Consider the following 24,452-nt stretch of genomic DNA (forward strand, 5'->3'; position numbering starts at 1 on the left):
ATACGTTAACAGGTGACACTATGACAAATCGTACAAGACGACTATTCAGCGCAGAATTCAAGCTCGAGGCTTCACAGTTAGTGATTGATCAAAATTACTCAGTGGCAGAAGCCGCCCAAGCCATGAATGTGGGTAAATCCACGATGGATAAATGGGTTCGTCAGCTTAAACAAGAACGACAAGGCAAAACGCCAAAAGCTTCGCCTATGACCCCTGAGCAAATAGAAATTCGGGAATTAAAAAAGAAGTTAGCTCGTCTTGAAGAGCATAATGAAATATTAAAAAAAGCCACGGCTCTGTTGATGTCGGACTCACTGAACAATTCTTGATGATCAAGAAACTCAAGCAGAGCTATAGCGTAAAAACATTATGCGAAGTCTTCAATGTTCATCGAAGTAGTTATAACTATTGGCTAAAGCGTCCAACAGCGATTAGGGCGGAAACAGTCAAACTTCGCAGCTTAGTTAGTGAGGCCCACGCAGCAAGCAACGCCTCTGCGGGAGCGAGGACTATTGCAGATATAGTCACAAATCAGGGTTTAAAACTGAGCCGATACCGAGCAACAAAACTCATGAGAGAGCTTGGTTTAGTCAGTTGCCAACAGCCAAAGCATCGATACAGAAAGGCTTCTCAAGAACATGTTGAGGTTCCAAATCACTTGGGCCGACAGTTTGCTGTTACCGCCCCAAATGAAGTTTGGGTTGGTGATGTTACGTATATTTGGACAGGAAATCGCTGGATGTATTTAGCGGTTGTTATTGATCTTTTTGCCCGCAAAGTGATTGGTTGGTCGATGTCTTTATCACCTGATTCCAGTCTGACAGGCAAAGCTCTTTCAATGGCTTATGAGTCGCGTGGTAAGCCGAAAGGCGTCATGTTCCACAGCGATCAAGGTAGCCACTATACAAGTCGAAAGTACCGTCAATTACTGTGGCGTTTTAAGATAAAACAGAGTTTATCTCGCCGAGGAAATTGCTGGGATAATGCACCAATGGAGCGTTTCTTTAGAAGCTTAAAGACCGAATGGGTGCCAACAGTGGGTTATCGTAGTTTTGCTGAAGCTCAACAAGAGATCATCCGCTACATTATCGGGTATTACTGTCAACTCAGGCCGCATCAATATAATGGCGGCCTAACTCCCAACGAATCAGAACGATTATATTGGGAAAACTCTAAAACCGTGGCCAATTTTAGTTGACCACTACAGCCACTACATAAGGTCTGATGACACTTAAGAAGCCACCAAAGGTTGCATCTGTTTGTACTGGAATTGAATAGGTATATGAAACCTTACCCACCAATTCTCGGCTATTAGCCATGGACATTACAATATCGCCGATAGATAATTTTTGTTCTTCTCGCTTTAGATAAGAGCGATCAACATATAACAAATCATCCCAGTCAATTTGATGTTGAACATTAGTTGTTCTTAAACAAGCAACCAAGCCTTCTGACGGTTCATGATGTTTTGCACTTGCCGGAAAGGTTATGCCTCTAATAATTGAGACAAACTCTCCTAATCGAGAGTACTCCCACCCTTTAGGCAATAGAAGAGTCTTCTCACTGTCGGAGATTTCCGAAAGCTTCTTTGGTTTCTTAATCTTCTTCTCTTTCACCAACTGTACTTTTTCTGCTGCAATTCGCTCAAGCAAAATAGAAGCAGGCTCATCATTAGGATCTTGTGGCACTAACTTACCGCACACTGCCAATTCTAAGATCAGCTCACGCAGTTTCTTTACGCCATAAAGCTCGCGCTTTTTACTGCTGCCACGACCAGAGGCGGATTTGGTTTTAACGGTTGAAGTCCAAATGTCGATATTGTCAGTGATCAACTGATTCATAGAGGTCTGTTCTACACTCATTATTCAGCACCACCCACAGACGAATTCAGGGCTTCACCTAGAATACCTTTAAGTTGATTACGAAGCAGAGAGATCTCTTGCTGCTGCTGTTGGTAGCTCGCCAGTAACTCTTGTGGGTCGTGGCTTATCACTTCACCTTGATACGGGTTTTTAATATCTAGGTTGAAGTTGCGCTCAATGATGTCGGCGATTGGCACTTTCCAAGCGTGGTTGTTCTCTACACGACTAGCAAAACCGTCTTCTTCATTGCCCCACCAATCAATCTCTTGTTGGAACTCTTCGAACTTCATTGGTTTGGTTTTGCTGTAGTTCTTCACGCCTTCAGGGTATGGGTGCTCGTAGAACCATACATCTTTGGTTGGCTTACCTTTGGTGAAGAACAGAATGTTAGTTTTGATGCCTGTGTATGGGTTAAACACGCCATTAGGTAAACGTACAATGGTGTGCAGGTTACACTCTTCAGTCAGCATTTTTTTGATTTTGGTTTTAACGCCTTCACCAAACAATGTACCGTCTGGCAGTACTACCCCTGCGCGGCCGCCATTTTGCGTTTCTGAGCCTTCGTCTAACACTTCTATGATCAGCTGTAAGAACAAGTCCGCCGTTTCACGAGTTTGCATTTCAGCTGGGAAGTTCTTTTCAATGCCGTCTTCTTCTGTGCCACCAAACGGAGGATTGGTCGCAATCACATTAATGTTACTGTCCCAGCTTGAAAGTGGCTTATTCAGCGTATTGCCGTGTTTAATTTGCACTGGCACTTCAATGCCGTGCAGCATCATGTTGGTGATACACAGTAGGTGTGGCAGCTGTTTCTTTTCGACTCCGTGTATCTGCTTTTGCAGTGTTTGGTGATCCGCTGCTGTTTTCACGTAGTTGTCTTTTACGTGGTCAAACGAACACGCTAGGAAGCCGCCTGTACCCGTTGCTGGGTCCATAATCGCTTCGCCTAGCTTAGGGTCTAAGCGGTTTATGATGAAACGTGTAACAGCACGAGGCGTATAGAACTCACCCGAGTTACCTGCGCTTTGCAGGTCTTTTAAAATTTGCTCGTAGATATCACCAAACAGGTGGCGCTCTGAGGAGTCAGTAAAGTCAATTTCGTTAAGCTTGTTGATCACTTGGCGCAGCAACGTACCGTTTTTCATGTAGTTGAACGCATCGCTAAATGCTTCTTTAACAACAAAGCCACGGGGGTTGAGGTCAACCGGTGCGGTTAGGTTTTTCAGTTTGTAGAACAAGTCATCGTTTACGAACTCAAGCAGTGCTTCACCGGTAATGCCTTCGCCATCTTGCGCCCAATTACGCCATAGATATTGTTCGGGGATTGGTGATTTGTAGTCGTCCAGTTCTAGTTCTAACTCTTCTTCTTGAGCATCAAATACTTTAAGAAATAGTAACCAAGACATTTGACCAAGGCGCTGTGCATCGCCGTCAACACCCGCATCTTTGCGCATGATGTCTTGAATGGATTTGATAACTGAACTGATAGACATGTTTTTCTACTTTTAAACAACTGAAATTTGTGGCGAATTATAACGTAATCCGCCGTGATATTCAGAGTAATCATGTCTATTTAATGGAATAGATTAAGAAGGTAGTCCAATTGAAGATTTATGGCAGCCAGGTACTGTAGGTAAGGTGTTAATTAGGGATTCAACTTCTTTCATCCAACATGAGCTTGGGCCTATCTGCTCAATTAAAAACCACATAGCACGAATAACACCGTATAAGCGAGTCAGTGTATTGTGATTGCCTCGAATATCATCAAATTTTTCATGTGAAGGTAAAGGGAGCACTTTTGACGATTGCTGATTCCAAATTCGAGTATGGTGGGCACATCGATTACGAAGGATGTTCATTTCCATTAGCCATGCTTGTAATACACCCGTTTCTCTTTTATCAGAGATCCCTAAACGAGCGCAGATTCTTTGGCGGTATTTATCATTTAACATACCGTAATACTTCGACATGGTTCCAAAATCCCATGCTTCAATCACCACCCAAAATGGCATTTCTTTATCGTTACGCTTGTGCCACACAATACAATCTTCACGGCTTCGTTCTATTAAATTACTGTGCTTACTTTGCCACTCTTCCCACAAACTTGGTTTATGACCTCGCTTTTTTAAAAACTTACCATTGATATATTCAGGGTCTTTCCACGCTAATGGTTCTGGAATGTCGAGTCCGGTCCCTGCCTCTTTACGCTTACCACGGCCAAGCTCATGGGCAATAACACTACGTACAAAAACTTCTATGCGTTCTAATCCATCGAGCATAGCGATACGGAGTTTTTTATCTAACAAATAGAGGCTAAATACATCATCAAAACTCGTCTCTGGTAAAAACTCATTAAGACGTTTAGGCCGCTTTAGATGAGGACATTTAATCACAGTACCTTGCTCATTTCGCTCTATCTCTCTTGCTGGATACCAAAAACCACTCAAACGATAGTAACCAACTTGAGCCAACTTACGCTTGGCTCGCTCACCATCACCGATAATCATCCCTCGTTGGGATAATGTATCAACGAGTTCTTCATAATGTTTAAATTCTTTAGGTGGGATGAGAGCCATTACAATCCTTAGTTCAGTGGGCTTTAATTTCTTAGATTCCAAAAACGAGAACGCCCAGCCTTGATTTCAAAGTTATCTCTTAAGATAACTTCAAAAACAGGGGACTGGGCACTATTGCGATGAAGTATTATTGATAATCGCGACCTAGTCAACAAAAGTGATGACAGGAGAACAAAATCAAAATAGAAACACATCCCATAAAACACCACATATCAGCACCAATAAAAATTCAGGCGCTACATATTGTGTATTTTAGGTATTTAAGTAATTGTGACGTATATTACGCTGATTCGTAAATAGCCATTTCTAAATCGTGTACCGCCTCAAGGTATTGAGGTTTGCCACCAAAGCCTTTCTTAATGATTTCTAACGGTCTGCCCATTTCATCGAAAGGTTTCACTTTAAGAACGTGGATGTTTTCAATTTCTTGCACACCTTCATCGGCATACTTATCAAGGAGGTTGTTAAGTACCTGCTGCGCCGTATCACCATATTTAGTGAAGTAGTTACGCTTCTTCACGTTATCGGCACGCTCTTTACGAGTTAAAGCGGGTTGATCGTAAACAACATGACAAATCATATCGAATGGGTCCATGTCTTTACCCACTTCGTCTTCTAGGGCTTCCCATAGAATACCGGCTTCGGCTAGCTCATCGATAATGGCTTGCTTTCGATCAGATTCGTTCCAACGTTTGGTGAAGTCATCTAAAGAAGAGAACTGTTTCACCATGGTTTTTCGGGTGTAGTCTTTAAATGACTCGGTCACAAGCTTACCATCTGAATCGTAATATTGGACACGTTCAGCGAGCGCTTTAACTGGAACTCCATTCACATGGAATTTGCGAACTCGATTCTCATCATCCCAATCGTCTGCACTGCCTGTACTTTCAGGGGAGCTTCCTGAACCTTCGCCATTGGTAGCCTCTGGATCTTGAATTGAATCAGGGTCAATATCTTCATCACCGAATGGGTTACCAGCATCAACAACATCATCAACGCCGTCGATGATGTCATCTAAATTTTCTTCATCTTCGAACTGCTCTGGGGTAGTGACCTTCACGCGTTCTGGTGTTCCGTCGAAGCGTTCATCAGCAAATAGTTCTGTCGCTTTTTTGAAATCCAAGATAGTGAACCAAAGCTTGCCATAGCGATCATCAATACGAGTACCACGACCAATGATTTGCTTAAACTTGGTCATAGATTGAATACCTTGATCAAGCACCACTAGCTTACAGGTTTTCGCATCAACTCCCGTCGTCATTAGCTCTGAGGTCGTGGCAATAACAGGGTACTTTTTCTTAGGATTGATGAAATTGTCTAGCTGATCTTTGCCAATATCGTCATCGCCCGTAATTTTCATTACGTATTTATCGTTCTTCTTAACCTGTTCTGGGTTCAGGTTTACTAACGCACGGCGCATACGATCTGCATGATCGATGTCGTTACAGAACACGATGGTTTTGGCCATTGGGTCGGTACGTTTCAGATAGTTAGTAATGGTTTGCGCGACAAGCTCGGTACGTTCATCAATAACCATAGTGCGATCAAAATCTTTTTGGTTGTAGATTCGATCTTCAATAACTTCGCCATTTTTGTCAGTTTGCCCTTTGGTTGGTCGCCAACCTTGGACATCCACATCAATGTCGACACGAACCACCTTATAAGGAGCTAAGAAGCCATCCTCAATACCTTCTTTAAGAGAGTAGGTATAAATTGGGGCGCCAAAGTACTCGATGTTAGAAACTTCATCGGTTTCTTTTGGTGTTGCCGTTAAACCGACTTGAATCGCACTGCTAAAGTATTCAAGAATTTCACGCCAAGCACTGTCTTCTGAAGCACTACCACGGTGGCACTCGTCAATGATGATTAAGTCAAAGAAATTAGGGTCTACTTGCTTGTAGGCTTTTTGTTCTTCTTCTGGCCCAGTAAGCGCTTGATAAAGGGCTAGATGCACTTCAAAGGCAGGATCGACTTTGCGGCCTGTAATCTTTGTCATCGCCGTGCCAAACGGTTGAAAATCATTAGTCTTAGTTTGATCGACAAGAATATTTCTATCCGCTAGGAACAGAATTCGTTTCTTGGCTTTGGCTTTCCAAAGTCGCCAGATAATTTGAAATGCGGTGTAGGTTTTACCTGTACCCGTCGCCATGACTAGTAAGGCTCTGTTTTGGCCAGCAGCAACGGCCTCTACTGTTTTGTTGATAGCTTGAAGCTGGTAGTAACGCGGTGATTTACCGCTGCCATCATCATAGTAATCTTGAGTGATAATTGGCAGATGTTCTTCTTTATACCCTTTCCAAGCACAATATTTTTCCCACAACTGCTGAGGGGGCGGGAAATCCTCTAAACGAATTTCCGTTTCTAGTTGAGTTGGGTTGGTAAGGTCTCTAAAAATAAAACCATCACCATTCGAGGCAAAAACGAACGGTACTTCTAGCAGGCCAGCGTACTCCATACCTTGCTGCATGCCTTTACCAACTTCATGCTTATTGGCTTTTGCCTGTGTAGTGGCATAGTGAATTTGGTCACTTAGTTAGAGGTGATATCATCACTTCATACGTTAACAGGTGACACTATGACAAATCGTACAAGACGACTATTCAGCGCAGAATTCAAGCTCGAGGCTTCACAGTTAGTGATTGATCAAAATTACTCAGTGGCAGAAGCCGCCCAAGCCATGAATGTGGGTAAATCCACGATGGATAAATGGGTTCGTCAGCTTAAACAAGAACGACAAGGCAAAACGCCAAAAGCTTCGCCTATGACCCCTGAGCAAATAGAAATTCGGGAATTAAAAAAGAAGTTAGCTCGTCTTGAAGAGCATAATGAAATATTAAAAAAAGCCACGGCTCTGTTGATGTCGGACTCACTGAACAATTCTTGATGATCAAGAAACTCAAGCAGAGCTATAGCGTAAAAACATTATGCGAAGTCTTCAATGTTCATCGAAGTAGTTATAACTATTGGCTAAAGCGTCCAACAGCGATTAGGGCGGAAACAGTCAAACTTCGCAGCTTAGTTAGTGAGGCCCACGCAGCAAGCAACGCCTCTGCGGGAGCGAGGACTATTGCAGATATAGTCACAAATCAGGGTTTAAAACTGAGCCGATACCGAGCAACAAAACTCATGAGAGAGCTTGGTTTAGTCAGTTGCCAACAGCCAAAGCATCGATACAGAAAGGCTTCTCAAGAACATGTTGAGGTTCCAAATCACTTGGGCCGACAGTTTGCTGTTACCGCCCCAAATGAAGTTTGGGTTGGTGATGTTACGTATATTTGGACAGGAAATCGCTGGATGTATTTAGCGGTTGTTATTGATCTTTTTGCCCGCAAAGTGATTGGTTGGTCGATGTCTTTATCACCTGATTCCAGTCTGACAGGCAAAGCTCTTTCAATGGCTTATGAGTCGCGTGGTAAGCCGAAAGGCGTCATGTTCCACAGCGATCAAGGTAGCCACTATACAAGTCGAAAGTACCGTCAATTACTGTGGCGTTTTAAGATAAAACAGAGTTTATCTCGCCGAGGAAATTGCTGGGATAATGCACCAATGGAGCGTTTCTTTAGAAGCTTAAAGACCGAATGGGTGCCAACAGTGGGTTATCGTAGTTTTGCTGAAGCTCAACAAGAGATCATCCGCTACATTATCGGGTATTACTGTCAACTCAGGCCGCATCAATATAATGGCGGCCTAACTCCCAACGAATCAGAACGATTATATTGGGAAAACTCTAAAACCGTGGCCAATTTTAGTTGACCACTACATTGGCTCTTTATTGCTCATGGGAGGAGGGGATAGGCAAAGAAGAAGTGTTGCGCCAAATGAACCGACAGATGAGGAGGAAGTACAGGGTGGGATGCTCTCCCGGTTTTGTCGCTATATGTCTTCACCAAGTCGTAGTTTCTTTCCGGGGGCAGAAGGGGCGCCGTTACAAAGTGCGTCTTCCTCCGATGATAGTTATCAACCTTCAACATGGATAGTTGATAAATATGTCCGTTTATCCCACCTCATGACTCAAATAAATAGCCAATTTTATTCGATCAAAAAAATGACAGAATTTACGTTGGAAGAGTTTGAGTCTTTATTATTTGATAATGCTGGCAGTCATGCATTTAAAGGGCAACTGGAACGTGCAGACGTCGATCTTTTAAAGAGCTTAGATGATAACAGTATTGATGTTATTGAGTTCAAGCAAGACTTTGAAGATCACATGGTACAAAGCTGTAATGACCATACGCTGATTGATCAGTTATTGAAATCGGGTGCATTCTTCGAGCTCGACAATACTATTAGTGCCGATACGCCTGTTTTACTTCGAGGTGATCTCATTGGTGGGCAGAAATACTTAATCCCAGTTCAGCTATCTACGGTTATTTTGCAGGGTGACACTGTCACTGTAGATACACCTTATGGTGAGAAAGAATTTGAAGTCTTTTCTCTACCTGCACACTTAAACCTTATTCGACCTCAGTTTCGTTGGGCCTACAATAAAATTCATCATGAGCAATTAACGGAGTCAGAAAGAAGAGACAGTGCTCTTCATCGTTATAGAACACTGTTAAATGACATCCTTGTTGAAAATAATGCGGGGTCATTAACCTCAGATAAATTACGCGGCGCAATGGTCTATTTATCATATGATCATTTTATTCTCGAGAATAACAAATTGATGTTGCCTGATGGAGGGGATATTGCTGCTAATATTTCATGGTTAAAAAGCGTGATCGAATATAAGCAATTTCAATATCAAGAAGGGCAGGGTAGGGAGAGTGTTGAGCCATTAACATTGCAACTAGAGCTAAACGAGGCACATCAAGAGCTAGAACAGGAATTGAGGCAATGTGTTTCTGAGGCGAGTGACCAAGCTTTAAATCATGCGATTATCAGTGTCTCAGCGTTGGTAAACGGACACCTACAACAGAGCATGCCGACACCGTTATATTTTCATCGTGAGAACATATACAGAGATATCATCTCGATAAAAATTGAGGCATTAAAAACACTCATTGGTGAAGCGAGAAATCCACTCCTTTTAGAAATCCATGTCGCAAATACTGAGCTTATTAAAAAAGCGTCGAAAAAAGAGAAAAACTCACGTAATAACAGTTATTTTCATGCTTATGCATGGGAAGTTTTTCATGACATAGCAACGACCGATGCCCATTTGTTTGAAGGTATTGATATAGATAAATTCCTGTTCTCTGACGTGATTTATTCCTATCGCGATGATCAACAGCGAACAAAAGAAGATACAGTGAGTGTCATTGATTATCTGTGTCAAAAAGTGATCCCACATCCCATCACTTCTCGCCAAAATATCAGCTTAGCTTGGCCGCAAGAGTTTGATTATCTGAGAGCATGCTCACTCTCTACTTTTCTCAATGAGGAAGCTGAAAACTTACTACGCTCACAAACCGAGGCGCAATTGCTAAAAGATGTTGAAAAAGCAAGAGCCAAAGTTTCAAGTGCCATTGTTACACCCAAAACGTATTTTCAACACAAATTAGATCAGCTTCTTGGTCAGTACCCTAGTCATCCGGCGATTAAATTAACCGACACAGTTAGCTATTCAAATCGAGTCACCATGTTGGACATGAATCTTCAAGCTGGAGCTAATTATGATAACCCTCCAGAGAACTTGATTTTCAGTGTTGCAGACATACTTGCGGGACGAGTGCGAGAGTGGGAAAGTACCCATATCAGTTACAATACTCCTGAGTTTTCTAACTTAGGGGCAATGTCGAGTGATTTATTAAATGCGCTCAAGAATGAAGATATTCAACCTCAGTACACAGAATCACTGCGGCTACTTTTAGCTAATCAAACAGTGAAGAAAGACTTCTATTCATACCTTAGAGCAGCGCTAAAGTTTCATGGTTCAGTTCGAACGGGCAGTTTTTCTATAGAGCACGCCCCGCTTCTTTTGGTATCACATGATGATGAAAATGGGCCGAGAATTCCAATTTCAAGTCCAATAAGTCATGGTCCCATCAAAGTTGTGTCATTGCTTACAAACAGCAAAGTAATATTCCCTTCTGTTGATGATTTCAGGCAACAAATTCGTCAAAGTGAAAAGCTAAGAAAATGGGTTTCGCTACACTTTCCAGCAGGCTTTGCTGGGGAGTATGACAACCTATTGATTAGCGAACACAAAACAGACTATTCCTATTTATATGAAAACACGATTAATAAATATGCGGATGATATGGATGTCTGGGTGAGATCTGCATCAGAGGCTGGCGCTCTAAAAGCATTTGAAATTATTGAAATGCTGTCACCTGTGTTGGTGTTGCCCGCTTTTGCAATGACCCCTGTTACGGGGTTTGTTTATGGAGCGGCGTTGGCTGCAACACCCCATTTAGGGCGTGCTGCAATTAGCGATACCATCGAAGAGCGAGATTCTCACTTACTGTCTTCGGCCAAAGCGGTCGCTTTAGAGGCGGTTTTTCAACTTGGTTTCAGAGCAGCAGCAAAGGCGGCGGGTCGTGTATTTAGACCAACAAATGTTACGCCGAAACTTACTCAAGATGCATTTGCAAGACGTTTTAAAATTGATGGTGTTAGCCGAGAGTTTCATGGCAGGGTGAAGTTTGGGAAGTTTGAGGTCTCGATTGATAACGGATTAACGTGGAATAAAGCAGGAAAAGGTGCCGAGTTTGCCTGGCGAATGCAAAATGCCGGGCCTGGCGCTAAAAAGTTACCCTTGAGTACCGATATGCCTCCGGCTATTCCCGAAAGGCCTCCTGTAGTACCAGCGAGACCGGCGCATACGTTACCTGGTGAAGCACCTGTTGTACCAGCAAGACCTGCACATACGTTACCAGGTGAAGCACCGGTTGTACCTGCTAGACCTGCACATACGTTACCGGGTGAAGCACCGGTTGTACCTGTTAGACCTGTACACACGTTACCAGGTGAAGCACCGGTCGTACCTGCTAGACCTGCACACACGCTTCCGGGTGAAGCGCCTGTTGTTCCTCAAAGACCAGGAAACACATTACCAGATGGAGCGACAGCGAACACTTTCTCACCTTTAGAAATTCCACCGAAACAAGACTTTCGATTTAGTAATAAACAACCAAATACCTTTGCTGATGAAGTGTCAAGAGCAAAAAAAATGGCTAGAGGTCCTTTTGAAGATAAAGAGAGCGGCTTTGCTGAGTTGATTAACGACGAAGTGGATTTTAAATGGGTACTTAAACAAGATAGAAAGATTGTGATCGGGCTTGAACTTTCTCATCCGGTATTAGGTGGTGGTGAAGATGTGATTTCTGCCGGCCATGCGAGAAAAATAGGTAATGGAAAAATTTGGATTTCTAACCAAACGGGCCATTATCAGGCGAATTACGAAAGTATTAAACAGTCTGTAGAATCATGGAATAAGTTAGGCTATGAACCAAATGTGAATACTCATTCAAACTGGAAAGATAACGGATATACCAATCTCTTTGCTTAATATGAACTAGCATTTTATCTTCGCTATAAGAAAAGGCCGCAACTGAGCGGTCTTTTAATACCACTATATTTTCCCGAAGATAACTCTCTGATATTGAACTCTTCTTCGATGTCATTGGTTAACATAGCGTTTGGCTTTCAACGATAACTGTTCCCGTCACGATAACGCAATCAATTGAGTCATGCTTTGAACGAATCAGCCCTCCACAAAGGGAGGGCAGGGCACTTTATCTAAATCGCTAAGGGGTTACCTAAGAGCCTTGAAATGACTTAAGAATCATTACTCATTCACGAGCGCTACTGCTTCGCGAGTTAGGCGTGCAAGCTCTTCCCAGTTACCAGCTTCGATCAGTTTTTTGTCTACCATCCACGTACCACCACATGCCAATACGCGTGGGATAGCCAAGTAATCTTTAATGTTCGCTGGATTAATGCCACCAGTAGGCATTAGTTCGATGTCGTTGTATGGCGCAAGCAGTGATTTCACCATGTTGATGCCGCCAGAGGCTTCTGCAGGGAAGAACTTCAAGGTAGTCAATCCCATTTCCAGCGCGGCTTCAACTGTGCTTGGGTTATTCACACCCGGTACGATATCAATCCCGATTTCTTGGCATGCTTTAACGGTATTTGGATTAAAGCCAGGCGATACGATAAAGGTTGCTCCTGCTTCTTTTGCTGCGATAGCTTGTTCGCGGTTCAGTACAGTGCCTGCGCCAATCAGCATATCTGGCTGGGTTTCACGTAGTAGGCGAATCGCTTGTTCAGCCGCTGCTGAACGGAAAGTGATTTCAGCAGCAGGTAATCCGTTCTCCGTAAGTACTTTACCCAATGGGATAATATCTTCTGCTTTATCGATGGCGATAACAGGGATGACTTTCAGAGCTTTCAATTGTTCTTTAATACTAGACATGAATGTTCCTTAAACGACGTCAAGCGCCGGTTGTGTTAATGCTTTAGGAATGATGGCACCGCGATGTTGAATCACAGTACTTGCCAGTGCGTTGCCTCTTTGACATGAGGTCACTAGATCTGCACCAGTGAGGTATGCAGATAAAAAACCACCATTGAATGAGTCGCCTGCTGATGTGGTGTCCACTACTTGAGCGACGGGTTGGGTTGGCACAGCTTGTGGAGCCAGAGCCGCGCTCGAACCCTGATTTTTCGAGTCTTGAATCAAACAGCCATCTGCACCTAGTTTGACGATACATTTTCCCACGCCAAGAGTCGTAAGGTGTTCAATCGTTTGTTCTGGTGTTTCGTCTCCCCAGAGCAAATGCTCATCATCAAAAGTGACCAAAGCAACGTCTGTCAGTTGATACATGGCTTGGTAAACGTTTTTGACGGCTTGATTATTGTCTTCAGGCCACAGTGCAGGGCGGAAATTACTATCAAACGCGATTTCAACGCCTTGGGCTTTAAGCTCAACCAATAAATTGAGTAGTGAAATTTGGTCTTCTTCTGGCAAGATGGCTAAAGAGATACCGCTGAGAAACACAGTATCCACTTGGGTTAATGCTTGCTTAACTAGTTCAAAGTTAGGATGTTGAAGTAGGTAACGTGCTGCTGATTGGTTACGCCAATATAGAAACGTACGTTCGCCTTGGTCATCAAGTTGAATCAAGTATAAGCCCGGTGTACGAGTCTCATCGCGCAGTACTAAGTCTGTCGAAACGCCTTCCTCTTCCCAGCGAGTCAGCATGCCCGTACTGATTGGGTCATTGCCAAGCGCTGTAACGTAAGAGACCTTAACCTCATCAGATTTGCTATTGGCTTCGCAGCCGCGGCTTAAATAAACCGCAGCATTGAGAGTATCTCCACCAAATGTTTGATGCATTGAGCCGAACGGTTTGCCATTCAGCTCAATCATACATTCACCTATTATAGCGATGTGCTTCATGGGTTACGCCCTCTCTTCAAAGTAGCGTTTTGCGTTACCAAAACAGATGTCTTCTACCATAGGACCAAGCAAGGATAAGTCATTAGGCACTTCACCGTTCTCTGCCCAACGACCGACGATGTTACACAGAATGCGACGGAAGTATTCGTGACGGGTGTATGACAAGAAGCTGCGCGAGTCTGTCAGCATACCGACAAATTGGCTGAGTAAACCAAGTTGAGAAAGCTGTTCCATTTGGCGTTGCATGCCGTCTTTCTGATCGTTGAACCACCAACCGGAGCCAAGCTGCACTTTGCCCGCGATGCCGCCACCTTGGAAGTTACCAATCATGGTCGCCATCATTTCGTTATCACGAGGGTTCAAACAGTAAAGAATGGTGCGAGGCAGCTCGTTGGTTTTGTCCATTTCATCCAATAGATGTGCCAGTTCAAAAGCAAATGGGCGATCGCCAATCGAATCAAAGCCAGCGTCGGCACCTAACAGTTGGAACATACGTGTGCTGTTGTTGCGTTGAGCGCCAATATGGAGCTGCATGACCCAGCCCAACTGCGCGTAGCGTTTGCCGAGCCAAACTTGAACCGCGGTAGAGAACTGCGCACATTCAAGATCTGACAATACTTCACCATTCAAACGATGAGCCAGCAACGTATCTAAATCCGTTTCGCTTGGCATTGGCGCGTAACGGACGATCTCAATACCGTGGTCTGCTGCACGACAACCATGTGCATCGAAGTGTGCCAAACGTTTATCGAGTGCACTCAATAAATCATCAAAGCGGCGGATCTCTATGTCTGCTACTTCGCCCAGTTTTTGCACGTAATCCGCAAACACATCCAGTTCGATCTTGAACACTTTATCCGGACGCCAGCTCGGCAGCACTTTGACGTCAAAGGTATCGTCATTTGCGATCGCTTTGTGGTGTTCTAGTGAATCGATAGGATCATCGGTCGTGCCCGTCATTACGACGTTCATTTGCTGCATGATGCCGCGAGCCGAAAATTCAGGTGTCGCCAGTAGCTCATTACATTGATGCCAAATTTGATCAGCGGTGTCTGGGCTAAACAGCGTATTGGTAATACCGAATGGGCGACGCAGTTCTAAGTGCGTCCAGTGGTAAAGCGGGTTGCCCAAAGTTTGAGGAACCGTCTTTGCCCACGCCATGTATTTGTCGTAATCGCTTGCATTCCCCGTAATTAAACGCTCTTCAATACCTGCCGAGCGCATACCACGCCATTTGTAGTGATCGCTTTCAAGCCAGATTTGACCCAAGTTATCGAACTGACGATTTTGTGCCACTTCCGCTGGGCTTAGGTGGCTGTGGTAATCATAAATTGGCTGATGGATCGCATGCTCATGGTACAAGCGACGTGCAGTTTCATTTGACAGTAAAAAGTCTTCACACAAGAAATTCTTCATTGTTAACTCCGATTACAGCGCAGCGACAGTGGCACGAGCACCGTTATCAATCAGCGATTGGTAAACGCTGCTCACCGCATCAATCACTTGTGGGTTTTGACCAAGCTCTGCAGGGAAGATTGCTTCAACAGCAAGCAACGCTGGCACAACAGAAACGTTCAAGCCGTGTTGGTCGCAAATTTGACGTAGTGTTTCTGCCATTGGATCGCGAACTTCAATGTCGTTGCCTTGCTCGTCAACACCGGATACGTAGCGCATCCAACCTGCAATCGCCGTTGCCAACCATGAGAAGTTAGAGCCTTGAGCAAGATGGAATCGTAAGCTGCCGCCCATGCGTTGTGGGATCTTCTGGCTGCCATCCATCGCGATTTGCCATGTTTTGTGTTTTAAGCTTGGGTTAGTGAAGCGCTCGATAAGCAGCTTAGCGTAGCCTTCTAAATCGGTGCCTTCAGGCATTGCTAGCGAAGGGGCTTGTGCTTGCATCATCATGTCGAAGGCCGCTTTGCGGTAGCCTTCATCTGTCATGGTGTCTGAGATGTGCGCGTAACCGCCAAGGTAACCTAGGTACGCTAGGAACGAGTGGCTACCATTTAACATGCGTAGTTTCATTTCTTCGTAAGGCACAACGTCAGCAACAAATTCTGCGCCAGCCACATTCCAATCTGGACGACCTGCCACGAAGTTATCCTCGATAACCCATTGACGGAAAGGTTCACAAGCGATGCCACATAGATCTTCACAACCAAGTAGCTCAGCGATTTCGGTCAGCGTCTCTTCGGTTGCTGCTGGCACTATGCGGTCAACCATGGTGCAAGGGAAGGTGACGTTGGTTTCAATCCAGTCGCGCAATTCTGGGTCAAGCAGTTGAGCGAACTCAATTACCGCTGCTTTTGCGACATGACCGTTCTCTTGCACGTTATCGCAAGACATCACGGAAAATGGGGTCAGACCGCGTTCACGACGCATCTTCAGTGCTTGGACGATGTAACCCAGTGCCGATTTTGGCTCAGTTGGGTTGACAAAATCAGCAATGACTAACGGGTTGTTTTTATCAAGCGTGCCCGTCGCTGGGTCGGCGCAGTAGCCTTTCTCGGTAATCGTCATTGAAACGATCGCCACTTGTGGCTCTGCCATTTTTTCTAACACCGCTTGAATGCTGTCGAGGCTTGGATGGAATGATTCGGTGACTGAACCAATCACTTTTACTTCGGTCGACTCTGCGCCTTTCTCTGCCACTGTGTATAGGTGGTCTTGTGCGCGCAGCGATTGAATTAAGTCTTCACCACCAAATAGGTTGATTTCGCAAATGCCCCAATCCGAACCTGTTTTGCTCAACATTTCATTAGTGAATAGTGCTTGGTGTGCGCGGTGGAAAGCACCGAAACCAAGGTGAATAATACGGCTTTTAAGCGTTGAGCGGTCGTAGTCAGGAAGCAGAACGTTGTTATTCAACGTTGAATTCGAAATAGTTTTCATTGTGGTATTCCTTTTCCCGCAGGCGAACCTGCGGAATGGTGTATTTTAATAATTCGTAATCTAAAACTTATAACTCAGCGCTTAGTAGCCAAGAACAAGGTGAGGCAAGAACAAGGTGAGGCAAGAACAGACTTAGCTCAGGAATAAAGGTCACGGCCATTAGTGCTGCAATCAGTGCAACGTAAAATGGAAGTAGAGGCTTAATCACTTTGTCGATGGCAACGTTCGCCACAGAACAACCGATGAACAACGCGCTACCTACTGGTGGGGTACAGATACCGATAGCCAAGTTGAAGGTCATTATGATACCGAAGTGTACTGGGTCGATACCAATATCCAGTGCGATTGGCAGGAAGATAGGCGTAAAGATCAGCACCGCTGGGGTCATGTCCATGAAGATACCAACAATCAACAGAATGACGTTGATGATCAGTAGAATCAGCATTGGGTTGTCAGAGATAGCCAGTAGGGCATCAGCTATCATATAAGGAATGTCGGCGTTCGCCATCGCCCAAGACATACCCATTGATGCGCCAACCAGTAGCAATACGATAGAAGTGGTAACCGCAGACTCTAGGATGATCTTTGGAATGTCACGCCATTTCACTTCGCGGTAAATAAGCACCGCAAGCACAAAGGTATAAACCACTGCGATAGCTGAAGCCTCTGTTGCGGTGAAGATACCGCCAATGATGCCACCCATGATGATCACAATCAGTGAAAGAGATGGGGCTGCTTTCAAGAAGGTAGCCCAAACCATTGCCAGAGAAGGACGTGCTGCCACTGGGTAGCCTCGACGTTTTGCAATGATGCCAGCTACTATCATGATGCTTAGACCCATCAAGATGCCAGGAATATAGCCCGCTAGGAACAATGCTGCGATAGATGTACCACCAGACACTAATGAGAATACGATCAACGTGTTACTTGGCGGGATCAACAAGCCTGATGGGCAAGAGGTGATGTTCACTGCCGCAGAGAAGTTTTCATCGTAGCCATCTTTCTTTTGTAGAGGAGACATGGTGCCGCCAACTGCTGCAGCAGACGCTACCGCAGAGCCAGAAATCGAACCAAACATCATGTTCGCCATTACGTTCACGTGTGCAAGTGAGCCAGGAAGGCGACCACCGAGCACTTTTGCAAAGTTGATAAGACGTAGTGCGATACCACCTTGATTCATGATGTTACCCGCTAAGATAAAGAACGGGATTGCCAGTAAGGCGAAGTTATCAAGGCCTGCCGCCATACGCTGTGCGACAACGGCTATAGCAGGCTCTAACGGTAAGCTCATTAAAATAGTGGCTAGCGATGACAAACCGATAGAGAAAGAAACCGGTACGCCAATCGTCAATAAGACTGCGAAGCTACCGAATAGGGTGAGAATTAATTGCCATTCCATTGTGGAAGCCTCTATTAATCAAGTTGTGTGTCGGTGAGTAGGGCTTCACCAGACGTCAATTGTTTTACACGGTCGAAAGCAAATACCGCAGAGTAGAAGATCATTAGCGCGCCACTGATTGGTAGGCAAAAATAGATGTAGCCCATTTCTAAGCCAAGCGCGGGTGTCAACTGGCCCGTTGCCAATGTTTTTAGTGCGAGTTGGGTACCGCCATGGACTAACACTACATAAGAGAAGATGGCAATAGCGATTTGAATAATGATTTCATTGATGAGTTTGCGTTTGCCTTGCAGCTTCATTGTGAGCAAGTCGATAGCAAGGTGACGTTTAAGACCAGTAGTGTATGCCGCGCCAATTAACGCCACCCACATAAAGAGATAACGAGCAAGTTCGTCGGTAACGGTACTTGGTTTGCCAATCACATAACGTGATAACACTTGCCAGACTACGCAAATGACGAGGAAGCTCGAGAGAGAGACTGTAAAGGCAGCCAGCCCCCTGTTTATGTATTCGACCAATTTCTTCATTTTTATTTCCTTTAAGTAAATACGCGTACCTCACAACAACTGGTTAACCAATGTGAGGCTTTTTTCTGTTCAGGGCAGTAATACACGCTAATTTTTCTAGTTGGATTATAAGTTAGTCGATTTGGTTGTCCGTGAGTCGGTTCACAATTAAATTGGCTAACCAATTTAACGGGTTTAATTGTGATTTTGGTCAATCAATTTGCATTTTTGTTTTGACGGTAGGTTTTTTTATCGCCAATAATGGCCCGTATAAACAGAAATACCCTTGAAAATTAAAACTACCCTACATATTGGATAACCAATCCAAGGAGAACAGAACAATGATGACGCGTAAGACTCTTTTAAGCGCTGTAGTAGGTACTGCACTGGCCTTCGGCGCCACCGCTTCTGCTTTTGCGACGACCACTTTGAAGCTGAGTCATAACCACCCTCGTGACCATGCCGTACATAAAGCAATGGACTTTATGGCAAAAGAAGTTAGTGAAATGACAGATGGTGAAGTTCGTATCCGTATTTACCCTGATGCACAGCTAGGTACACAGCGTGAATCGATGGAGCTAATGCAAAACGGTGCTTTAGATATGGTCAAGAGCAACGCGGCAGAATTGGAAGCTTTCTCCCCAGCTTACGCAGCATTCAACATGCCTTACTTGTTCCGTGATAAAGACCACTACTACAAAGTGACAGACGGTGAAGTGGGGCGTGAAATCCTGAATTCTTCAGCGGACAGCGGCTTTATTGGTGTGACTTATTACGATGCAGGTGCACGTAGCTTCTACACCAGTAAACCAATCAATACGCCTGAAGATCTGAAAGGTCTGAAAGTGCGCGTACAACCGAGCCCATCTGCGATTGCGATGGTAAAATCATTAGGTGGTAACCCGACACCATTGGCATACGGTGAGCTATACACAGCATTGCAACAAGGCGTGGTCGATGCTGCGGAAAACAACATCCCATCGTTCAGCTTGAGCCGTCACAGTGAAGTATCGAAATACTTCAGCTTAGATGAGCACACTATGGTTCCTGATGTATTGGTTATCTCAACCAAGAGCTACGAAAAACTAACGCCAGAGCAGCAAAAAGCATTGATGAAAGCAGCTGCAGATTCTTCGGAGTACATGAAGAAGCTATGGGCTGAGTCAGAAGCGAAAGAGCGCGCGAAAGCAGAGAAGGCAGGCGTGACGTTTGTAGAGCCAAATAAAGCAGCATTTGTTGAAGCTGTTCAACCCATGTATGCGGGCTTAGAAAAAACAAATCCTGAATTAAATAAATTGGTTGAGAAGATCAAAGCCGTTAAGTAATTCATAAAGTTATTAATAATAAATATTCGAAAACAAAGTGTTACCACATTCTGGTACATAGAGGTTGACCAATTGTGATTGGTCGTTATGATGGCGTGAGAAGTTAGATGGAATATAGTGATAATATCATCATGATGCCTTTTGAACCGAAAAGACCGTATCAAGAGATCGGTTTAGCCCTTAGACAAGAACTTATCAATGGCCGTTACGTGGTCGGAGATAGACTGCCGCCTGAACGTGACATCGCAGAACGTCTCGACGTTAGTCGCACAGTTGTGCGTGAAGCGATCATCATGCTGGAGCTGGAAAACCTTGTCGAAGTGAAGAAAGGTTCTGGGGTGTATGTCATCAATATTCCATCTCAACCGAACTCCCGTGAGAACGTGATCAGCGATGATGCTGGTCCGTTTGAAATGCTCCAAGCTCGCCAGTTGCTTGAAAGTAACATTGCTGAATTTGCAGCAATGCAAGTAACGCCAGGCGACATCGTGAAAATGCGCGCTGCCCTTCAGTTAGAACGAGAAGAACTAGCCAGTGGCACCGCAGATTGTAACGGTGATGAGAAGTTTCATATTTGCATTGCAGAGGCAACTCAAAACTCTGTTCTGGTAGATATGTTGAAGCAAACTTGGGAGCGACGCGAGAGCAGCCCGATGTGGAGTAAACTTCATTCTCACATTGCTGGTCAAGAGTACCGTGAAGAGTGGCTAGACGATCACGCCAAAATCCTCGCCGCATTACAGCGTAAAGATCCTATTGCTGCAAAAAATGCCATGTGGCAACACTTTGAAAACGTTAAACAGCGTCTGTTGGAGCTGTCTGACATCGATGACCCAAATTTTGATGGTTACTTATTCAGTTCTAACCCTGTTGTTCTGCAGGGCACTGAAAACAGTTAACTATATTACCGACTTCGGTCGGCTCTAATCAGCGTAGCTGCATTATCGTGGCTGCATATTAAAAAGTCATTGTGCACTTAGCTTGATAAATTCGAGCGGGCTGAGTGTGTCTTAAAAAAGGTGAGTGTCATGGAACAAACTTGGCGTTGGTACGGTCCGAATGATCCTGTGTCGCTAGACGATATTCGTCAAGCTGGCGCAACAGGCATTGTGAATGCCTTACACCACATTCCAAATGGTGAAGTGTGGTCGAAAGAAGAGATTTTAGAACGAAAAGCTATTATCGAAGAGAAAGGCTTAACGTGGTCGGTGGTTGAGAGTGTCCCTGTTCATGAAGATATCAAAACTCAGACGGGCAACTTCCAACAATGGATCGACAACTACAAAGAAACGCTGCGTAATCTTGCAGAGTGCGGCGTAGATACGGTCTGCTACAACTTCATGCCAGTACTCGACTGGACACGTACAGACCTCGAATTTGAAATGCCGGATGGCTCTAAAGCGCTGCGTTTTGACCAAATCGCTTTTGCGGCATTTGAGCTACATATTCTTAAGCGTCCGGGCGCAGAAGCAGATTACACCGAAGCAGAGCAAGCGCTGGCGCTTGAATACTTCAACAACATGACGGCTGAGCAAATCCAACAACTGACAAGCAACATCATTGCTGGCTTACCGGGTGCTGAAGAAGGTTACACGCTAGAAGAGTTCCAAGCACAACTGGATCGTTACTCGGGCATCAGCAAAGACAAGCTGCGTGAGCATATGGCTTACTTCTTAACAGAGCTCATGCCTGTTTGTGAAGCGCATGGTTTGAAATTGGCGGTACATCCAGATGATCCTCCGCGCCCAATTCTTGGCTTGCCACGCATTGTTTCAACCATTGAAGATATTGATTGGTTGACCGAAAAAGTACCGAGTAAAATGAACGGCTTAACCATGTGTACGGGGTCTTACGGTGTGCGTGGTGACAACGACCTTGTGAAGATGATCAAAAAGTACGGTGACCGTGTTTACTTCACTCACTTGCGTTCAACCAAGCGTGAAGAAAACAACCCGATGACGTTCCACGAAGCGGCACACTTAGATGGCGATGTGGATATGTACAACGTGGTGATGGCGATTCTTGATGAAGAAAAGCGCCGTGCAGAAGTGGGCGATAATCGTTTAATTCCCATGCGTCCTGATCATGGCCATCAAATATTGGACGATCTGAAAAAGAAGACCAATCCTGGTTATTCAGCAATTGGACGCTTGAAAGGCTTGGCTGAAGTTCGCGGCCTTGAAATGGCATTGAAGCGCGCTTTCTACACGAACTAAAGTCTAATGATGTGAAGGGCTTATCGAAAGCGCAGACTTTAAGCTCTTTCTAGTTAAAGTAAATATAACAATTGAACGGGTGAGTGAATTTGGTATTTCTTACATAGACTTACCAGATTCACTTTTTTATATATGTATAAAAAAGAATATAAAAGTAGAGCTACCAAAGGATAATAAAGATTAACCCATATGAGTTAGCCGAATAGCTAACTCACTTTTGGACAAAAGTGTGTTAGGCACTTTTGTAGTGGTCAACTAAAATTGGCCACGGTTTTAGAGTTTTCCCAATATAATCGTTCTGATTCGTTGGGAGTTAGGCCGCCATTATATTGATGCGGCCTGAGTTGACAGTAATACCCGATAATGTAGCGGATGATCTCTTGTTGAGCTTCAGCAAAACTACGATAACCCACTGTTGGCACCCATTCGGTCTTTAAGCTTCTAAAGAAACGCTCCATTGGTGCATTATCCCAGCAATTTCCTCGGCGAGATAAACTCTGTTTTATCTTAAAACGCCACAGTAATTGACGGTACTTTCGACTTGTATAGTGGCTACCTTGATCGCTGTGGAACATGACGCCTTTCGGCTTACCACGCGACTCATAAGCCATTGAAAGAGCTTTGCCTGTCAGACTGGAATCAGGTGATAAAGACATCGACCAACCAATCACTTTGCGGGCAAAAAGATCAATAACAACCGCTAAATACATCCAGCGATTTCCTGTCCAAATATACGTAACATCACCAACCCAAACTTCATTTGGGGCGGTAACAGCAAACTGTCGGCCCAAGTGATTTGGAACCTCAACATGTTCTTGAGAAGCCTTTCTGTATCGATGCTTTGGCTGTTGGCAACTGACTAAACCAAGCTCTCTCATGAGTTTTGTTGCTCGGTATCGGCTCAGTTTTAAACCCTGATTTGTGACTATATCTGCAATAGTCCTCGCTCCCGCAGAGGCGTTGCTTGCTGCGTGGGCCTCACTAACTAAGCTGCGAAGTTTGACTGTTTCCGCCCTAATCGCTGTTGGACGCTTTAGCCAATAGTTATAACTACTTCGATGAACATTGAAGACTTCGCATAATGTTTTTACGCTATAGCTCTGCTTGAGTTTCTTGATCATCAAGAATTGTTCAGTGAGTCCGACATCAACAGAGCCGTGGCTTTTTTTAATATTTCATTATGCTCTTCAAGACGAGCTAACTTCTTTTTTAATTCCCGAATTTCTATTTGCTCAGGGGTCATAGGCGAAGCTTTTGGCGTTTTGCCTTGTCGTTCTTGTTTAAGCTGACGAACCCATTTATCCATCGTGGATTTACCCACATTCATGGCTTGGGCGGCTTCTGCCACTGAGTAATTTTGATCAATCACTAACTGTGAAGCCTCGAGCTTGAATTCTGCGCTGAATAGTCGTCTTGTACGATTTGTCATAGTGTCACCTGTTAACGTATGAAGTGATGATATCACCTCTAACTAAGTGACCAAATTCACTATGCCACTACATAAAGAGAGATTAAAACATGGAAGGAGTGGGTGCTCATTAGCAATGTAACCAAACAATACCTAAAATGGTGAGGCATCGCAGCTCCACCATTTAGGCTAAATTATCTCATCTTCGTAGGCAGGTACTGCCTTAAAGAGTGTCGTATCGGAATCGTTGTATTTGTAAGGCATAGTTATTGAGCTAGATACGGAGATAGATTGCAAGGATAAAGGAAGACAAGCTAAAATCAAAATTGATGATTTAATAAGCGCGTCAACAAAGCCCAACAAGTCCCTTTCATAGTATTCATACTGTTAATTTCTTTCAGATAAATGAATGAAAATTTTCTCAGCATCCACTATGCCGCCCGAGATTGATAACGATTTAAAAGGAATCAATTTAGATGGCGTTGAAGGCTTTTTCACTAATAAATTGGGATAAGTTCTCGATAATTTCATTATTATCTCTTTTAGCTCAACAGCACTGAGCTCTGGGTTTTGAGACCACACTAACGCCGCCACACCAGAAACCACTGGCGCAGCCATACTGGTTCCACTCAATGATTCGTAGTTGTTACCCGGTGTCGTAGACATAATGTTGTGACCTGGCGCGAATATATCAACACTGTTTTGCCCAAAGTTACTGAAACTTGCTACAAGTTCTTGGTTTGCATATTTTGCTGAAGCACCAACATCGAGCCACGTACTTACTGGATCAGACCAATCATATTGAGCATAACGATTTGGATAACTTACAATCATGTCGTTATCACGACTACTGTTTCCGGCTGAATGGACAATAAGTACTCCTTTTTGAGCGGCATAGCGAAATGCATGATCAACTATA

17 protein-coding genes and 1 pseudogene are annotated in these 24,452 nt (G+C 44.3%); 6 read left to right on the forward strand and 12 right to left on the reverse strand.

Annotation, left to right across the window (positions count from 1 at the left end; translation table 11 throughout):
• Nucleotides 1-20: 20 nt before the first annotated feature.
• Nucleotides 21-1,198 (forward strand): IS3 family transposase gene (locus SKA34_RS00895; RefSeq protein ID WP_086004105.1). Its coding sequence is split into 2 segments (ribosomal slippage): nucleotides 21-279 and nucleotides 279-1,198, totalling 1,179 coding nucleotides; the frame shifts between segments, so codons are not numbered across the junction.
• Here the strand turns inward: SKA34_RS00895 and SKA34_RS23850 are convergent.
• The 4 genes and pseudogenes from SKA34_RS23850 to hsdR all read right to left on the reverse strand — a co-directional run.
• Nucleotides 1,191-1,862, reverse strand: a complete 672-nt coding sequence (locus SKA34_RS23850) for a hypothetical protein (protein WP_006643614.1) — start codon at nucleotides 1,860-1,862, stop codon at nucleotides 1,191-1,193. The genes SKA34_RS00895 and SKA34_RS23850 overlap by 8 nt on opposite strands.
• The gene (locus SKA34_RS00905) at nucleotides 1,862-3,355 is read right to left on the reverse strand and encodes an N-6 DNA methylase (RefSeq protein ID WP_006643615.1); all 1,494 of its coding nucleotides are present in this window, start codon (nucleotides 3,353-3,355) and stop codon (nucleotides 1,862-1,864) included. Before SKA34_RS00905 ends, SKA34_RS23850 begins: the two co-directional genes overlap by 1 nt.
• A gap of 93 nt (nucleotides 3,356-3,448) precedes the next feature.
• The gene (locus SKA34_RS00910) at nucleotides 3,449-4,438 is read right to left on the reverse strand and encodes an Abi family protein (RefSeq protein WP_006643616.1); all 990 of its coding nucleotides are present in this window, start codon (nucleotides 4,436-4,438) and stop codon (nucleotides 3,449-3,451) included.
• Nucleotides 4,439-4,718: 280 nt separating this feature from the next.
• Nucleotides 4,719-6,950: pseudogene (gene hsdR, locus SKA34_RS00915) on the reverse strand (EcoAI/FtnUII family type I restriction enzme subunit R); the annotation flags it as partial.
• A gap of 63 nt (nucleotides 6,951-7,013) precedes the next feature.
• Between hsdR and SKA34_RS00925 the strand changes: the two are divergent.
• Both SKA34_RS00925 and SKA34_RS22550 read left to right on the forward strand, forming a co-directional pair.
• A protein-coding gene (locus tag SKA34_RS00925) for an IS3 family transposase (RefSeq protein ID WP_086004105.1) occupies nucleotides 7,014-8,191 on the forward strand; the annotation gives its coding sequence in 2 pieces (ribosomal slippage) (nucleotides 7,014-7,272 and nucleotides 7,272-8,191; 1,179 coding nt in all).
• A 124-nt stretch (nucleotides 8,192-8,315) separates the two neighbouring features.
• Nucleotides 8,316-11,891, forward strand: coding sequence for a hypothetical protein (locus tag SKA34_RS22550; RefSeq protein ID WP_006643618.1), 3,576 nt, complete (start codon nucleotides 8,316-8,318; stop codon nucleotides 11,889-11,891).
• Between the two features lie 279 nt (nucleotides 11,892-12,170).
• Here SKA34_RS22550 and SKA34_RS00935 read toward each other — a convergent pair whose 3' ends face one another.
• The 6 genes from SKA34_RS00935 to SKA34_RS00960 form a co-directional block, all read right to left on the reverse strand.
• Nucleotides 12,171-12,800, reverse strand: coding sequence for a bifunctional 4-hydroxy-2-oxoglutarate aldolase/2-dehydro-3-deoxy-phosphogluconate aldolase (locus SKA34_RS00935; protein ID WP_006643619.1), 630 nt, complete (start codon nucleotides 12,798-12,800; stop codon nucleotides 12,171-12,173).
• A 9-nt stretch (nucleotides 12,801-12,809) separates the two neighbouring features.
• Nucleotides 12,810-13,787, reverse strand: coding sequence for a sugar kinase (locus SKA34_RS00940; protein ID WP_006643620.1), 978 nt, complete (start codon nucleotides 13,785-13,787; stop codon nucleotides 12,810-12,812).
• A 3-nt stretch (nucleotides 13,788-13,790) separates the two neighbouring features.
• Nucleotides 13,791-15,203: a glucuronate isomerase gene (uxaC, locus tag SKA34_RS00945; protein ID WP_006643621.1), complete on the reverse strand. Its 1,413-nt coding sequence runs from the start codon at nucleotides 15,201-15,203 to the stop codon at nucleotides 13,791-13,793.
• 12 nt (nucleotides 15,204-15,215) lie between these two features.
• On the reverse strand, nucleotides 15,216-16,679 hold the full coding sequence (locus SKA34_RS00950; RefSeq protein WP_006643622.1) for a mannitol dehydrogenase family protein: 1,464 nt from the start codon (nucleotides 16,677-16,679) through the stop codon (nucleotides 15,216-15,218).
• A gap of 67 nt (nucleotides 16,680-16,746) precedes the next feature.
• A complete protein-coding gene (locus SKA34_RS00955; protein WP_006643623.1) occupies nucleotides 16,747-18,078 on the reverse strand; it encodes a TRAP transporter large permease in 1,332 nt (443 codons plus the stop codon).
• A 14-nt stretch (nucleotides 18,079-18,092) separates the two neighbouring features.
• Nucleotides 18,093-18,605 carry a TRAP transporter small permease gene (locus tag SKA34_RS00960; RefSeq protein ID WP_006643624.1) on the reverse strand — a complete coding sequence of 171 codons (513 nt, stop codon included), beginning with the start codon at nucleotides 18,603-18,605 and terminating at the stop codon, nucleotides 18,093-18,095.
• A gap of 320 nt (nucleotides 18,606-18,925) precedes the next feature.
• Between SKA34_RS00960 and SKA34_RS00965 the strand changes: the two genes are divergently transcribed.
• The 3 genes from SKA34_RS00965 (at nucleotide 18,926) to uxuA (ending at nucleotide 22,125) form a co-directional block, all read left to right on the forward strand.
• The gene (locus SKA34_RS00965; RefSeq protein WP_006643625.1) at nucleotides 18,926-19,909 is read left to right on the forward strand and encodes a TRAP transporter substrate-binding protein; all 984 of its coding nucleotides are present in this window, start codon (nucleotides 18,926-18,928) and stop codon (nucleotides 19,907-19,909) included.
• Nucleotides 19,910-20,016: 107 nt separating this feature from the next.
• On the forward strand, nucleotides 20,017-20,808 hold the full coding sequence (locus SKA34_RS00970) for an FCD domain-containing protein (protein ID WP_006643626.1): 792 nt from the start codon (nucleotides 20,017-20,019) through the stop codon (nucleotides 20,806-20,808).
• Nucleotides 20,809-20,937: 129 nt separating this feature from the next.
• Nucleotides 20,938-22,125: a mannonate dehydratase gene (gene uxuA, locus SKA34_RS00975; RefSeq protein ID WP_006643627.1), complete on the forward strand. Its 1,188-nt coding sequence runs from the start codon at nucleotides 20,938-20,940 to the stop codon at nucleotides 22,123-22,125.
• A 251-nt stretch (nucleotides 22,126-22,376) separates the two neighbouring features.
• On the opposite strand, the gene SKA34_RS00980 is transcribed toward uxuA, so the two are convergent.
• Nucleotides 22,377-23,554 (reverse strand): IS3 family transposase gene (locus SKA34_RS00980; RefSeq protein WP_086004105.1). Its coding sequence is split into 2 segments (ribosomal slippage): nucleotides 22,377-23,296 and nucleotides 23,296-23,554, totalling 1,179 coding nucleotides; the frame shifts between segments, so codons are not numbered across the junction.
• Between the two features lie 366 nt (nucleotides 23,555-23,920).
• The coding region (locus SKA34_RS00990; protein WP_006643628.1) for a S8 family serine peptidase at nucleotides 23,921-24,452 on the reverse strand (532 nt) is incomplete at its 5' end.

This window comes from Photobacterium sp. SKA34 (genome assembly GCF_000153325.1).
GTDB lineage: Bacteria > Pseudomonadota > Gammaproteobacteria > Enterobacterales > Vibrionaceae > Photobacterium.

Coding starts and splice junctions, on each gene's coding strand:
- SKA34_RS23850 (WP_006643614.1), bottom strand. CDS start 1,862: ATGAGTGTAGAACAGACCTCTATGAATCAGTTGATCACTGACAATATC.
- SKA34_RS00905 (WP_006643615.1), bottom strand. CDS start 3,355: ATGTCTATCAGTTCAGTTATCAAATCCATTCAAGACATCATGCGCAAA.
- SKA34_RS00910 (WP_006643616.1), bottom strand. CDS start 4,438: ATGGCTCTCATCCCACCTAAAGAATTTAAACATTATGAAGAACTCGTT.
- SKA34_RS22550 (WP_006643618.1), top strand. CDS start 8,316: ATGTCTTCACCAAGTCGTAGTTTCTTTCCGGGGGCAGAAGGGGCGCCG.
- SKA34_RS00935 (WP_006643619.1), bottom strand. CDS start 12,800: ATGTCTAGTATTAAAGAACAATTGAAAGCTCTGAAAGTCATCCCTGTT.
- SKA34_RS00940 (WP_006643620.1), bottom strand. CDS start 13,787: ATGAAGCACATCGCTATAATAGGTGAATGTATGATTGAGCTGAATGGC.
- uxaC (WP_006643621.1), bottom strand. CDS start 15,203: ATGAAGAATTTCTTGTGTGAAGACTTTTTACTGTCAAATGAAACTGCA.
- SKA34_RS00950 (WP_006643622.1), bottom strand. CDS start 16,679: ATGAAAACTATTTCGAATTCAACGTTGAATAACAACGTTCTGCTTCCT.
- SKA34_RS00955 (WP_006643623.1), bottom strand. CDS start 18,078: ATGGAATGGCAATTAATTCTCACCCTATTCGGTAGCTTCGCAGTCTTA.
- SKA34_RS00960 (WP_006643624.1), bottom strand. CDS start 18,605: ATGAAGAAATTGGTCGAATACATAAACAGGGGGCTGGCTGCCTTTACA.
- SKA34_RS00965 (WP_006643625.1), top strand. CDS start 18,926: ATGATGACGCGTAAGACTCTTTTAAGCGCTGTAGTAGGTACTGCACTG.
- SKA34_RS00970 (WP_006643626.1), top strand. CDS start 20,017: ATGGAATATAGTGATAATATCATCATGATGCCTTTTGAACCGAAAAGA.
- uxuA (WP_006643627.1), top strand. CDS start 20,938: ATGGAACAAACTTGGCGTTGGTACGGTCCGAATGATCCTGTGTCGCTA.